Below are 13,063 nucleotides of genomic sequence, written 5' to 3' on the forward strand. Positions count from 1 at the left end.
AATACTCAAAACATCAAGCTCACCTTCTGTTGATTGTTCTAAATTTAATATTCTCAAACCAATTCGTGTTAAATTTTCAAGGTACAAACAAAATCAGATATTTATTAATGTGTCTTTTGACACCCTAATCCTATGAAATAAAAACGCTCCGCGGGCTGTGCACAGATGCGTAAGGAAATTATTTGCCTGCGGCAAATCGCATCTGGCACGCAAAGTTGCCAAGCCCCTCAAAGAGTGAGGGGTTGGGGAGATGAAGTGGGCTTGCCCACTTTGTTCTTGATTTTATAGACAAAAATCGTCTTATGATTTTTTGCAAATATTTATAGAACCAGAAAAAGAGCCTTTATAACATTTCAAGGAGAAATGCCTTTGCTTGGATTATCTATTTTTTTTAAAATTTCTTATTCACCGATCAGATTATAAATACGACTTTCTTTTTCCACAATAAACCTTTTCTGATAGAATATATTGGCATACTCAAGCACTTTTTTCATTTGTGCTGTATCAATCAATGCACCCGCAACTGCGGAAGCAATCGGCACTGCTTTTCCTATCGCTTTTAATGTCAGTTTTCGGCCAATTTGCTCAAAGGCTTCTTTGAAAATGTTGTTTTCCAATCCCTTTGCCCCTACATTTTGAAGTGCCTTTTGTGCGGATTTATGTGCTAGCGCTCTCATTTGTGCCAACAATAATGGTATTCCACCACGAGCTGCCATATCCGTCCATGTTTTTTTCGCTGTTTGCTTCACAACGGCAGCTTGACTCATCAACATAATCTTACCAATAATATTCGTTGCTTCATTGTTGGTATCGCTTGTACTTGGACTTAATGCGTTTGTAAATACTTCACTTGCTATTACTAATTCAGTACTATCGTTTTTTACATCATATCCATAGAACATTGCTATTGATTGTACTGCTCTGAAATACAGAAAAGTGCTTAAAACAATGTTAAAAGGCAATCCCCAAAATCCAAATGCACCTGTTCCGCCACCCTCTATTGTGGCGACAAGTGTATCTTGATTTTTATATGTATTGACCAATTTTGCTATGTCATAACTTCTTACTAAACAAATTTCATCTAATTTTTGTATTTCAAAACCAGAGTTTTGGTTTACCTTAGTGATGATCTGCTTCTCATTAATAGAAAATTTAGCCGCCTGTTCCTCAATAGTCTTAAATCCACTTCCGATTACATTCATCATTTGAGAATATAATTTTTTCTCCGATATATTAAGGCTAATATCATTCCCCCATTTCTTTATTTTTTCTGGTACAAGTTGACCTGCCTTTGTACCTAACTTTGCAAGTTTGCTGGATTCAATAAGTTTAGTGTATTTTTCTGTCAAAATATCGAGTGTGTCTGCTTCCTTTTTATCAATAATAGGAGCAGGAGCATCATTTTATTCCATAGGTCTGCTTGAGTCCTAGCTTTTGATAGTCGTCGCAGCTTCCGAAAGAATAAAAAAGCCCTATGGGCGTTATGATGGGGGCTTGTCTACTTTGTTCTTTTCTGTTTCTTTAGAGTATGATATCATGGTACACACATGTTGGGATGATGGAGGAGAGCCAGGATGTTTAACATACAGGAAGAATTAAAAAAACTTCCGGCAAAGCCCGGGGTTTATATCATGCATAATGACAAAGATGAGATCATATATGTAGGTAAGGCGATCAAACTCTGCAACCGTGTGAGACAGTATTTCCAGGGCAGCAGAAATTTGACCACAAAGATCCAGCATATGGTATCTCATATTGCATATTTTGAGTATATTATTACAGATTCAGAGCTGGAAGCACTGGTGCTGGAGTGCAACCTGATCAAGGAGCACCGGCCCAAATACAACACCATGCTGAAGGATGACAAGAATTATCCGTACATCAAAGTTACCACCAATGAAGAATATCCCCGGATCATGCTGGCCAGAAAGATGAAGCAGGACAAGTGCAAATACTTCGGGCCATATACAAGCGCAGGAGCAGTAAAGGATATCATTGAGCTGCTGAGGAAGCTTTTTAAGATCAGGACATGCAGCAGGAAACTTCCAAAGGATATCGGAAAAGACCGTCCTTGCCTGTACTATCAGATCAAGCAGTGTGAAGGGCCTTGTCAGGGATATATTTCTAAGGAAGATTACCAAAAATCCATTGAGAAAGTTCTGGGCTTTCTAAACGGAAATTATAAAGATGTATCCGAAATGCTCACCGAAAAGATGAACCAGGCGGCTGCCGAGCTGGAATTTGAATCGGCCGCAGAGTACAGGAATCTGCTGAAAAGCATAGCAAAGATCGCAGACCGTCAGAAGATCAACAGCCATGGATTTGAAAACAGGGATATCATTGCCTTTGCAAAAGAAAAAACAGATGCAGTAGTTTCTGTCTTTTTCATACGGGACGGAAAGCTTTTAGGAAGAGAATATTTTCATATGACCCAGGACGAGGAAACTTCGGATCAGGAGCTCATGAGTGCATTTGTAAAGCAGTTTTATGCGGGGACACCATATCTTCCAGGGGAGATTTTTCTGGAATGCGGTATGGATGACATAGAAATCGTAGAAGAATGGCTGTCCAAGAAACGGGGAGGCCGTGTCCATATCAGGATCCCGGTACGAGGTGAAAAACACCGTCTGGTGGAACTGGCGAAAGAAAATGCACGGAATGTCCTGAACAGGGATAAGGAAAAGCTGAAACGGGAAGAACAGCGCACAATCGGGGCGGTTAAGGAAATTGAGCAGCTTCTGGGGATTAAGGGACTTCACAGGATGGAGGCTTTTGATATTTCCAATATCAGCGGATTTCAGACGGTGGCATCCATGGTCGTGTTTGAGGACGGTAAAGCCAGAAAGCGGGATTATAGAAAGTTCCGCCTGAAGTCTGTGGACGGTCCGGATGATTACAAGAGTATGGAAGAAGTCCTTACAAGAAGACTGTTGCACGGACAGCGGGAGATCGAGGAGTTGAAAGAGAAAAACCAGGACCTGGAATTCGGTAGTTTTACGAAGTTTCCGGACCTGCTGCTGATGGACGGAGGAAAAGGACAAGTCAACGTTGCGGAGAGGGTTTTAAAGGATCTGAATCTGGAAATTCCTGTGTGCGGCATGGTAAAAGATGATAATCATAGAACCCGTGGATTGTACTATAATAATGATGAAATCTACTTTCCAAAACGAAGTGAAGCTTTTCTGCTTGTGACCAGGATTCAGGATGAAGCCCACCGGTTTGCGATTGAGTATCACCGGTCACTGAGAGCAAAAGGACAAGTCAGTTCTGTGCTTGATGATATCAAAGGCGTCGGTCCAAAGCGCAGAAAAGAGCTGATGAAACATTTTAAACAGATACAGAACATCAAAGAGGCCACGGAAGATGAGATTATGCAGGTTCCGGGAATGACAAGGAAAGCCGCAAAAGAGATCTATTCGTTTTTCCATTTGTCTCAGGAAGAAAATGTGATAAACTAATAATAACAATCGGACAAGGAGGATTCATTATGAGCGAGGAATACAAGGTATCGGTGGCAGAACTGGCAAAGAAGCTGGAACTGATCCCGGTGATCCCGGAAATTAACACCAATGACATTTATATCACCCAGGCCGAAGTAAACCGACCGGCTCTTCAGCTGGCAGGCTTTTTTGACCATTTTTCATCTTCCAGGGTGCAGATCATCGGAAATGTAGAATATATATATATTAATAATATTTTAGAAAAGAATGGGAACTGTGACCAGATTCTGGACCGCCTTTTCAGTGCCCAGATTCCATGTCTGGTATTCTGCCGCGGAAAACAGCCGTGTGATAAGATCGTTGACTTCGGAAGAAAACACGGAGTTCCAGTTTTTATCAGCAAGGACTCAACTTCAGAGTTTACCGCAGAAGTCATCCGCTGGCTGAGTGTGGAACTGGCGCCCCGGATTTCCATCCATGGAGTGTTAGTGGATGTATTCGGCGAAGGAATTCTGATCACGGGTGAGAGCGGCATTGGCAAGAGCGAAGCAGCTTTGGAACTTCTAAAGAGAGGCCACCGGCTTGTTTCGGATGATGTGGTAGAGATCAAGCGTGTGAGCAAAGATACTTTGATCGGTTCCTCACCGGCAGTGACCCGGTTTTTCATTGAACTAAGGGGCATCGGCATCATCGATGTCAAAAATCTGTTCGGTGTGGAGAGCGTCAAAATGACTCAGAGCATTGACCTTGTCATTCAGCTGGAAGACTGGAACAAAGAAACAGATTATGACAGGCTTGGACTGGATGAAAATTATATAGAATACCTGGGGAATAAGGTAGTGGCACATGCGCTGCCGATCCGTCCGGGAAGAAATCTGGCCATCATCGTTGAGGCTGCGGCCATTAATCACCGCCAGAAGAAGATGGGATATAATGCCGCGGAAGAATTATACAAAAGAGTGACCGGGAAATTGGAGGAATAAGCAGCATGAATTACATTTATGGAGTCGATGTAGGAGGCACCACCGTAAAACTGGGACTGTTTCAGGAGGACGGAAGCCTTATAGAAAAGTGGGAAATTCCCACCAGAAAAGAGGACGGCGGAGCACATATCATAGAGGATATCGGAGCGGCGCTGAATGAAAATATCGCATCCCGTGGGATAGAAGCCGGACAGCTGATCGGGGCAGGTGTGGGTGTCCCCGGGGCAGTACTTTCTTTTGAAAAGGTCAATGAATGTGTCAACCTGGGCTGGGGCCAGGTCAATGTGGCAGAAGCGTTAGGAAAGCAGCTGGGCTGTCCTGTCAAAGTTACCAACGATGCAAATGTGGCGGCACTGGGAGAACTCTGGGCAGGAGCCGCAAAAGATTATCGAAGTGCGGTCATGGTTACTCTGGGAACAGGCGTGGGCGGAGGCATGATCGTCGATGGACAAATTATCAACGGCAGCCACGGATACGGCGGCGAAATTGGTCACATGACCGTAAACCCGGCGGAGACACGCAGATGCAACTGTGGGAAGACCGGCTGTCTGGAACTGTATGCTTCAGCGACAGGAATTGTTTATGAGACAAAAAAAGCATTGGAGGCATCTGACATAGAAACGCCGCTGCGCCGGCTGAACGGCTTTTCGGCAAAAAATATTTTTGATCTGGCAAAAGAAGGAGACGCCTTCGCCATGGAACAGGTTGACCGGCTGGGAGAGAAGCTGGCAATGGCATTCGGAAATATAACATTGACAGTAGACCCTGACGTATTTGTCATCGGGGGAGGCGTGTCAAAGGCGGGAGATATCCTTCTTGACGCCATTAAAAAGCATTATGGGACATATACCTTCGGCGCTGTAAAAGAAGGGAAATTTATTCTTGCGAGTCTTGGAAACGACGCGGGAATTTACGGCGCTGCAAGGCTGATTAAAGGAGAATAGCATGAGTACGATTCTTGAAGAATTGAGACAGAAGATCGCACCTGAACGGGTACTTACAAAAGAACCGATGAAAAAACATACGACCTTCCGCATCGGCGGAGAGGCGGAACTGTACGTCGTTCCTGAAACTTACGGGGAAGTGCAGTGGACAGTGAAAACCGCAAAGAAATACGGAATTCCCATGTTTATTTTAGGAAATGGAAGCAATCTATTGGTAGGGGACCGTGGAATCGACGGCATTGTCCTTCAGATTTATAAAAATATGAATGAGATCACAGTAAACCGGACCGAGATCACGGCTCAGGCAGGGGCATTGCTGAGTTCCATTGCCAGTGAAGCGCTGAACCAGAATCTCACGGGATTTGAGTTCGCGGGAGGCATACCCGGAACATTCGGAGGGGCGATCACTATGAATGCGGGAGCCTACGGAGGAGAAATGATCCAGGTGTTAAAAGAAGCCACGGTACTCACGAAAGAAGGAGATATCCTTACCCTTACTGCCGATGAACTGGAACTTGGATACCGAACCAGCAATGTCATTAAATGCGGATACACGGTGCTTGGCGGTACGATTTCTTTGAAGGAGGGAGACCCTTCTGAAATAAAAAAACAGATGGATGAGTATACATTGGCCCGAAAGACGAAACAGCCTCTGGAACTGCCGAGTGCAGGCAGCACCTTCAAGCGCCCGGAAGGTTATTTTGCAGGGAAATTGATTGATGATGCAGGACTCAGAGGATATCAGGTCGGAGGTGCACGTGTGTCAGATAAACACTGCGGATTTGTGGTAAATCAGGAGAATGCAACGGCGAAAGATGTTCTTCAGCTGATCGAAGACGTTCAGAAAACAGTGAAGGAGAAGTTCGGAGTGGACCTGGAACCGGAAGTGAAACGGGTCGGAAAGTTTTAGAGGAATTACGTATGAGGTTTGTAATTGTAACCGGGATGTCGGGGGCGGGAAAGAGCAGTGCTCTCAAAATGCTGGAAGATATTGGATATTTTTGTGTGGATAATCTTCCAACCAGACTGCTGTGCAAATTTGCTGAGCTTACCCTTGACAAGACTGCAAATATATCCAATGTCGCTCTCGGCATTGATATCCGGAGCGGAGCATCCATTGATGAATTTTTGGATGAGTTAAAAAAAGTCCATGATATGGGTGTCAAATTTGAGATTCTGTTTCTCAATGCCAGCAACCGTATTTTGATCAAACGCTACAAGGAGACCAGAAGAAATCATCCCCTGGCACGCAGCGGCCGGATTGAAGACGGCATTGAAAAAGAGCGGGAAGCAGTGAATGAATTAAAAAAATATGCGGATTATGTCATAGATACCAGCCAGCTTCTCACAAGGGAGCTGAAGGCTGAAATTGACAGGATATTTGTCCGGGAAGAGGAATATGCTAATTTCAATGTGGCAGCAGTGTCTTTTGGGTTCAAATTCGGCATACCGGCAGATGTAGACCTGGTGTTTGACGTAAGATTCCTTCCCAATCCTTATTATGACCTTTCCCTGCGTCCTCTGACCGGCAATGACGGTCCTATCCAGGAGTTTGTCATGAAGCATGAGGAGTCCAGAGTATTTTTAGAGAAATTAGAAGATATGCTCAAATTTCTGATTCCCAACTACATCAAAGAAGGAAAATATAATCTTGTCATAGGCATCGGCTGCACCGGAGGGAAACACCGTTCTGTCACCATCACGAATGCACTGGCAGAAAAATTAAAACAGCTGCCATATCCGGTGAAAGTTGAGCATAGAGATATAACGAGGTAGGAAATGTCATTTTCAAGTGAAGTGAAAGAAGAACTTGCAAGACTTACGAGCGGAGCAAGACACTGTAAAATCGCAGAGCTTGCCGGTATTCTTAACTTTTGCGGGGAAGTCCGCGAAGAGCAGGGAAGCTATCTGGTAAAGGTCCATACGGAGAATGTATCTGTGGCGAAACGATTTTTTACGCTGCTGAAAGATACATTCGGTATTCATGGAGAACTTCAGGTAAAACGCAACGAATATCTGAAAAGAAGTCGAAATTATTCGGTTTTTGTTGACAAACATGAGGATTGTGTTTTATTATTGAAAGCAGTGAAATATTTCGAGCCGAAAAACTTTGGATTAGTCCTGCAGAACACGTGCTGTAAAAGAGCCTATATCCGGGGAGCATTTCTGGCAGCCGGTTCCATGAGTGATCCGGAGAAGAATTATCACTTTGAAATTGTAACTCTTCATGAACAATTTGCGGAACAATTGCAAGATGTGCTTGATTTTTTTGAATTAGATGCTAAAATAGTTATTCGTAAGAAGTACTATGTAGTGTATATCAAAGAAGGTGCCAAGATCGTTGATGTACTGAACATCATGGAAGCACATATAGCTTTGATGAACCTCGAAAATGTCCGTATCTTGAAAGATATGAGGAACACGGTGAACCGCCGTGTAAACTGTGAGACTGCCAACATCAACAAGACAGTGTCAGCAGCCGTGAAGCAAGCCGAGGATATTCGATTTTTACAAGAGCATAGAGGGCTTAGTGAACTGAACCAGGGACTGCAAGACATCGCCTATCTGCGATTGGAACATCCGGAGGCTACTCTGAAAGAGCTAGGAGAGATGCTGAATCCCCCCGTCGGCAAATCAGGGGTCAATCATCGTCTTAAGAAGCTGAGTAAGATCGCTGAAGATATGAGAATGGGAGGATCATTATGATTTCTAAGAGTATCGATATTCATGTGACCGAGAACAAGGAAGAACGTCCGGTTGCTTTTCTTGTCCAGATGGCCAGCCAGTTTGAGAGCAAGATTTTAATCGAGGCAGGCAACAAAAGGATCAATGGAAAAAGTATCATGGGTATGATGAGTCTTGGGTTGGATGATTTAGACAATATCACTGTTGTTGCTGACGGAGCAGATGAAGAAACTGCCATCACAACAATTGAAGAATATTTGACAAAAGGAGCATAAAAGGCTCCTGACATGCTGAAATAGCTCAGTTGGTAGAGCACTTCACTCGTAATGAAGGGGTCGCCGGTTCAAATCCGGTTTTCAGCTTTGGCGCAAACACTGTAGATATCAGTGTTTGCGCTATTTTTTTATGTCTTTTTAGAAACATCGAAAACGGTCTTTTCAATGTTTTTTCAATGTATCGTAAATTGGAAGCTTCTTTCTCTATGGATTTTATTATCAATACATATGATCTGTATAGGATTGTTACAAAAGGTAACGATCAGTTGTTTTTTACAACGCATAATACTGATATACTGGATTTGCCTTTACCAAAGCATTCGTTTGTATTTTTGAGAAAAGATTCAAATGATGAGTCTCAACCAATTAAATGTATTAGTGCTGCTCAATATTTAAAGCGAAACACAGATTCTTTAAGGAATGCAGTGGATAATGATTTGTTTTCGTCAGCGCCAAGTGTAGACTATGTTTATAAAATAGCTGATTTAAAATAAGAGTTTTTATGCAAAAGAGGATAGTAAATGAGTGAAAAGAGAAAAAATAAATATTATCATTATTTGGTCGAAGGAGAAGATTGTAAAGTACTGTAAAGGAAGTTTTGTGTATTACACAAGTGAAAAATTTAGAGGATGAATTAATACGAAGCTGTGATATAAGGCAAATTAAGGAGTTGACAGGAAGCAAATCAAATAAAGACTTTAAGCGTGATGTAATAAAAGATAATAGTTTTCATAAGAAATTACTAAAACATAATTTTAATTTTCAAAAATTTTGGATATCTTCAGATGCGGCCTATAAATGTATAAATAATGATGCAGAGAGAATTAAGCTCAGGAACTAAATAAAAATCAGCACTTCCTCCTTTGGAAAATGTTCGTAAACAAAGTGTATGACACGGCAACAGTGGTAAAAGGGAAGACCTTATACAGGAAAGATGCCCGGACTGTCCAACTGCGATGGAATCATAAAACCCGGATGGTCAGAACAGTTTATACCGGAACACAAAGACCCCAAAAAACATACTGCTTCTTTACCAATCAAAATCGTCGGTTATAAGAATGGGAAGCCAGTAATGGCATCTTACTATTGTATGAAATTAAACGGGGCACATTAAAAAGAATAATTGAGATAATAAAAAACTCATATCACATGGCTGTTGGGCGTATGATATGAGTTTTTTATTGTAAGGCTTTTGCCAAGTCAAATATGTTCTGTTATAGATTGTTAAGCAGCTGCTGTTCAATCTGCAGAAGCATTCTGTCATTTCCGGATGTATATAGCGGGGTGTGCTGCCTTCTGATATGCTCCATCCTGCAGTGGAGGCATAAATCTTCTGATGAATTATAAATTGTCTCTCCGCATATCATGCAGGGCTTTATACTGTAAATAAATTCTTCCATATCATCATGATAAAAATGACGGTACATGGCCTCGTCAACATCACTTACTTCTCTTCCTGCGGATTCTTTCCAAAGTCTGTAATTCTGAAATGCGTAGGAACCGGCCTCTCTGCTGATCTGGAAAACCGAGGAGACATCATCCTCATTCCGGCACTGTGCAAAATGAATGGCCATTCTGGGGGCCAGAATATTGCTTGCAAAAAAATTGGCCTGCTGTTCGTTACAGGCACATTCTCTGGAATGTCCCAGCATAATATGTCCCAGTTCGTGCATAATGGAGAACCGAATCCTGAAAGGAGATTTGTTCTCATCATAGGCTATGATCCGTTTGGCTCCGTAACGGAAAGCGTCTTCCGAATAATTCCTGCAGTATTGGTAAAGCCGTTCATTGATATCCCGTATATTTTGATAAGTGAAAATACGGTATCCATAGTGCCTTAAAATGCTGTAACAATCAATCGGAAATGACTGGACTTCACAGTCTCTGTAAACATCGAGTATCTTAACAAGTATATCGTGATAATTCAAATCCACCAGTCCTTTATAATTCAGATAACATCTTTATAAGTTCTAATTTTTCCTCAATAGACATTTCTTTTCCGTTTCTTGCGATCAGTGTTTTCAAATCTTCATATGATGGTTCTTTTTTGCTGTCAGAGGTCAGGAATTCATCGTCGCAGAAATACTCAGTGGTGACACCGAGTTCCTTCGAAATCTTTAATAAAACTTCTATGTCTGCCTTTCTGCTGTCTCTCTTGATCATCGAATAAATAGTCGTAGGTGCCACATCGATTTTCTTGGCCAGTTCATTGGCATTCATGTGATGTTCCTGCAGTAACAGCTCCAACTTTGCTCCAATTCCCATAAAATATACCGCCTTTCTAATAGAAAGAATAGCATAACAAAAACCAGAAGTAAATAAAAAAATATGCAAATGCGTATAATTATCTTGACATATAACTCATATGCGTATATTATATCAATATAAGATACGCAAACGAGTAATATCAGGAGGTGAGCTGTTGCCATATTTAAATTTAAAAACTGAATTAAAAAAAACAAATATTACAAATGAAGAAGTTGCACATGTATTGAGGCTGCGGACAGAAGACGTGCTGGACAAACTGGAAGGCTCAGGGAGATTCACCATAGGAGAAGCAATGCTTCTGAAAAAAAGGTATTTCCCCCGAATGCCGCTGGAATATCTGTTTGTACATACAACGTCTAAGCCGTAACAGTTTTACTTTTTATAATAATGAGTATAGAACATTTGTTTGGAAAAGGCAATAGGTATAATAGACAAAATTTAGAGAGGAGTACTATGTTTGACTTTCAGACTGAAAAAGGGAGAACTGACGCAGTTATCAGTATTTTGCTGCATCACTATACAAAGGAGCAGTTATCAGAATTTTATGGAATTTCCATAAGAATAATCAATGAGTGGATCGGGGCATACCGGAGCAGAGCGGCGACTGAGATCAGAGACAGGCAGATCCGCTTTAACGGAAGAGCCGTAAATAAGATGAGGCCTCTTGTGACCGTTTACAGACCGACGTCCGGAGCAATGTATATAGGATGGAAACACATCAGATAAAGAAATGAGGGATTAAGTTGACAGAAAAGGAATTGGGTCAGATGCACTATCTGAACAGGGAAATTGAGAAACTGAATGAAGAACTCAGCTGGATGGAATGTAAGAGTATGATAAAGTCACCGCTGCTGACGGGGATGCCGTTTGGGACCGGGGTCAGCGACAAGACAGCGGACTATGCGGTACGAATGGAGGAGATCCGGGAGCTGATCGACCTGTCCATTAAAAAACTTCTGCACACAAGGGCAGAAATCGAACGGTTCCTGCAGGAGATTGAAGACCCGGAACTCAGGCTTATTATACGGCTTCGTTCCATCAATAATCTTGGATGGCAGGAGATTGGGGAAGAACTTGGAATGGACAGGAGGACTGCGTCAAGGAAGTATCAGAGATTTTGTGAGGAGAAACTTGCCCGCAATGTCCCGGCTTAAAGTGATATAGTTATCATAGGAAATAAAAGATAGAAATTCATTTTAGGACAAAGTGATTTTTCTGTCTTTTATTTTTTTCTGAGGATATATGCGGGAAGGAAACTTGCCCACAATGTCCGTGGACAGAATGATATCATTATACTAGAGAAAAAAGGCAGGAGATCCCAACTTATAATTTTGGTCTTCCGGCCTTTTTCTCTACAAAGACAGGAACAGGAATTCCAGACCCGTCATTTGTTACAGCTGTAATAATTAAAGGATTTATAGGAGGTGTGAAAAATAGAAAAATTAATTTATCAGAGATTGTGTGATTCTGCAGATCTTGTCAATCTTCTGGCAAAATATAATGGAAAACCGGCAATTTTTCAGAGAAAGGCTCCAGATGATTCAGATGAACTGTGGGAAGGAGATCCCTACCCTCAGATAATATATGAAATAGAATTAAAAGAGGGGATGGAAAGGGAATTTACCGGAGGAATCCATTTACATGTGCTCTGCAAGAGCGGCCAGCCGGTTAAACCAGAAGACTTTAAAAAAACGATTTTGGAGGCGATGGACTGCTGCTTTTTTTCTAAGGAAAATGTAATCTTGGGTACAAAGTGGAATCATACAGATTCAGGTGTCACAGAAAATCAGATTGCAGTGGAGGAAAGTATTTATGCCTTCGACGGAATGTTATTTTCAAAGCAGGAGACGATGGAACCAGATCCTGTGACTGCATTAAATAGCTGGATTAAAAAAATGTATGAAAATGCAGTTATTTTAGGCAGAGATCCACTGGGGGATATTTGGAAAGCAGAGAATAGTGAACCAACAGTATATTGCAGATTAGAAAGTCTGATTCCGGGGCCTTATAAAGATACATGGTACAGTTCCTGGATTACTGCTGGAATCCGAGTCCATATTATAGCAGAGCAGAATAAAAAACTTTCTATAATACGTGAGATCAGCGAAAAACTGGCGGGGACAGAGAAATTGACAATGAGTGATGGCGGGCCTTTGCTTATTATGAAAGTCAATTATAATGATACACTCAATCCGCTGAAACATCGGCAGTTTTTTATTGAGTGCCAATATGGGGTTACGCCGAAAGAAGAAGAAAAGCAACCGATTCGCAGTATTGATATTCAGGAGGGATAATATTGAAAACACAGATGAAATACAGCGCAGAAGAGTTTGCTTCCAATCCGGAAGTTCTTGCAGCATCTGAAGATCTTATCAGAGCTGCTTTTTCTTTTACCGGAACTGAGGAAGCAACAGAAAAAGAAGCCAAAAAGATAGTCAAAGAGTTTAAAAATAAGGAGGTACATTAGA

16 protein-coding genes and 1 tRNA gene are annotated in these 13,063 nt (G+C 41.8%); 14 read left to right on the forward strand and 3 right to left on the reverse strand.

Features of this window, described 5'->3' with window-relative positions; all coding sequences use genetic code 11:
- Nucleotides 1-401 precede the first annotated feature (401 nt).
- Complete coding sequence (locus tag QGT46_RS04175; protein WP_301589701.1) at nt 402-1,349, reverse strand: EcsC family protein; 948 nt, start codon at nt 1,347-1,349, stop codon at nt 402-404.
- Nucleotides 1,350-1,574: 225 nt separating this feature from the next.
- Here QGT46_RS04175 and uvrC point away from each other — a divergent pair, with 225 nt between their 5' ends.
- From uvrC to QGT46_RS04220, 9 genes are all read left to right on the forward strand, one after another.
- Nucleotides 1,575-3,458, forward strand: coding sequence for an excinuclease ABC subunit UvrC (gene uvrC, locus QGT46_RS04180; RefSeq protein ID WP_148458673.1), 1,884 nt, complete (start codon nt 1,575-1,577; stop codon nt 3,456-3,458).
- A 29-nt stretch (nt 3,459-3,487) separates the two neighbouring features.
- The gene (hprK, locus tag QGT46_RS04185; protein ID WP_148458672.1) at nt 3,488-4,423 is read left to right on the forward strand and encodes an HPr(Ser) kinase/phosphatase; all 936 of its coding nucleotides are present in this window, start codon (nt 3,488-3,490) and stop codon (nt 4,421-4,423) included.
- A gap of 5 nt (nt 4,424-4,428) precedes the next feature.
- Nucleotides 4,429-5,367 carry an ROK family glucokinase gene (locus QGT46_RS04190; RefSeq protein ID WP_148458671.1) on the forward strand — a complete coding sequence of 313 codons (939 nt, stop codon included), beginning with the start codon at nt 4,429-4,431 and terminating at the stop codon, nt 5,365-5,367.
- A gap of 1 nt (nt 5,368) precedes the next feature.
- A complete protein-coding gene (murB, locus tag QGT46_RS04195; RefSeq protein ID WP_024726497.1) occupies nt 5,369-6,277 on the forward strand; it encodes a UDP-N-acetylmuramate dehydrogenase in 909 nt (302 codons plus the stop codon).
- A gap of 11 nt (nt 6,278-6,288) precedes the next feature.
- Nucleotides 6,289-7,143 (forward strand): RNase adapter RapZ, encoded by an 855-nt coding sequence (rapZ, locus tag QGT46_RS04200; protein ID WP_024726498.1) that lies wholly within the window; start codon nt 6,289-6,291, stop codon nt 7,141-7,143.
- 3 nt (nt 7,144-7,146) lie between these two features.
- Nucleotides 7,147-8,073: a DNA-binding protein WhiA gene (gene whiA / locus QGT46_RS04205; protein ID WP_024726499.1), complete on the forward strand. Its 927-nt coding sequence runs from the start codon at nt 7,147-7,149 to the stop codon at nt 8,071-8,073.
- On the forward strand, nt 8,070-8,327 hold the full coding sequence (locus tag QGT46_RS04210) for an HPr family phosphocarrier protein (protein ID WP_024726500.1): 258 nt from the start codon (nt 8,070-8,072) through the stop codon (nt 8,325-8,327). The genes whiA and QGT46_RS04210 overlap by 4 nt, the downstream gene beginning before the upstream one ends.
- A gap of 14 nt (nt 8,328-8,341) precedes the next feature.
- Nucleotides 8,342-8,414 (forward strand) — tRNA-Thr (locus tag QGT46_RS04215).
- A gap of 119 nt (nt 8,415-8,533) precedes the next feature.
- Nucleotides 8,534-8,821 (forward strand): hypothetical protein, encoded by a 288-nt coding sequence (locus QGT46_RS04220; protein WP_148458670.1) that lies wholly within the window; start codon nt 8,534-8,536, stop codon nt 8,819-8,821.
- Nucleotides 8,822-9,541: 720 nt separating this feature from the next.
- On the opposite strand, the gene QGT46_RS04225 is transcribed toward QGT46_RS04220, so the two are convergent.
- Together QGT46_RS04225 and QGT46_RS04230 are read right to left on the reverse strand one after the other, a co-directional pair.
- Entirely contained in the window at nt 9,542-10,261 is a 720-nt protein-coding gene (locus QGT46_RS04225; RefSeq protein ID WP_148458669.1) for an ImmA/IrrE family metallo-endopeptidase, read from the reverse strand.
- 7 nt (nt 10,262-10,268) lie between these two features.
- Complete coding sequence (locus tag QGT46_RS04230; protein WP_148458668.1) at nt 10,269-10,592, reverse strand: helix-turn-helix transcriptional regulator; 324 nt, start codon at nt 10,590-10,592, stop codon at nt 10,269-10,271.
- Nucleotides 10,593-10,749: 157 nt separating this feature from the next.
- Between QGT46_RS04230 and QGT46_RS04235 the strand changes: the two genes are divergently transcribed.
- From QGT46_RS04235 to QGT46_RS04255, 5 genes are all read left to right on the forward strand, one after another.
- Nucleotides 10,750-10,962, forward strand: a complete 213-nt coding sequence (locus QGT46_RS04235) for a hypothetical protein (RefSeq protein WP_148458667.1) — start codon at nt 10,750-10,752, stop codon at nt 10,960-10,962.
- 86 nt (nt 10,963-11,048) lie between these two features.
- Entirely contained in the window at nt 11,049-11,321 is a 273-nt protein-coding gene (locus tag QGT46_RS04240) for a hypothetical protein (protein ID WP_301589711.1), read from the forward strand.
- Nucleotides 11,322-11,338: 17 nt separating this feature from the next.
- Nucleotides 11,339-11,749 (forward strand): DUF1492 domain-containing protein, encoded by a 411-nt coding sequence (locus QGT46_RS04245; protein ID WP_270433298.1) that lies wholly within the window; start codon nt 11,339-11,341, stop codon nt 11,747-11,749.
- 453 nt (nt 11,750-12,202) lie between these two features.
- The gene (locus tag QGT46_RS04250; RefSeq protein WP_148458665.1) at nt 12,203-12,889 is read left to right on the forward strand and encodes a hypothetical protein; all 687 of its coding nucleotides are present in this window, start codon (nt 12,203-12,205) and stop codon (nt 12,887-12,889) included.
- 2 nt (nt 12,890-12,891) lie between these two features.
- Complete coding sequence (locus QGT46_RS04255) at nt 12,892-13,062, forward strand: hypothetical protein (protein WP_158565688.1); 171 nt, start codon at nt 12,892-12,894, stop codon at nt 13,060-13,062.
- The last annotated feature ends 1 nt before the right edge of the window (nt 13,063 follow it).

This window comes from Anaerostipes faecis, from assembly GCF_910574135.1.
GTDB classification, from domain to species: Bacteria; Bacillota; Clostridia; order Lachnospirales; family Lachnospiraceae; genus Anaerostipes; species Anaerostipes hominis.

Excerpts from the sequence above, each read along its gene's own strand:
- hprK (WP_148458672.1), top strand. The coding sequence starts at position 3,488 with ATGAGCGAGGAATACAAGGTATCGGTGGCAGAACTGGCAAAGAAGCTG.
- QGT46_RS04250 (WP_148458665.1), top strand. The coding sequence starts at position 12,203 with ATGGAAAGGGAATTTACCGGAGGAATCCATTTACATGTGCTCTGCAAG.
- QGT46_RS04230 (WP_148458668.1), bottom strand. The coding sequence starts at position 10,592 with ATGGGAATTGGAGCAAAGTTGGAGCTGTTACTGCAGGAACATCACATG.
- uvrC (WP_148458673.1), top strand. The coding sequence starts at position 1,575 with ATGTTTAACATACAGGAAGAATTAAAAAAACTTCCGGCAAAGCCCGGG.
- rapZ (WP_024726498.1), top strand. The coding sequence starts at position 6,289 with ATGAGGTTTGTAATTGTAACCGGGATGTCGGGGGCGGGAAAGAGCAGT.
- murB (WP_024726497.1), top strand. The coding sequence starts at position 5,369 with ATGAGTACGATTCTTGAAGAATTGAGACAGAAGATCGCACCTGAACGG.
- whiA (WP_024726499.1), top strand. The coding sequence starts at position 7,147 with ATGTCATTTTCAAGTGAAGTGAAAGAAGAACTTGCAAGACTTACGAGC.
- QGT46_RS04190 (WP_148458671.1), top strand. The coding sequence starts at position 4,429 with ATGAATTACATTTATGGAGTCGATGTAGGAGGCACCACCGTAAAACTG.
- QGT46_RS04220 (WP_148458670.1), top strand. The coding sequence starts at position 8,534 with ATGGATTTTATTATCAATACATATGATCTGTATAGGATTGTTACAAAA.
- QGT46_RS04210 (WP_024726500.1), top strand. The coding sequence starts at position 8,070 with ATGATTTCTAAGAGTATCGATATTCATGTGACCGAGAACAAGGAAGAA.
- QGT46_RS04240 (WP_301589711.1), top strand. The coding sequence starts at position 11,049 with ATGTTTGACTTTCAGACTGAAAAAGGGAGAACTGACGCAGTTATCAGT.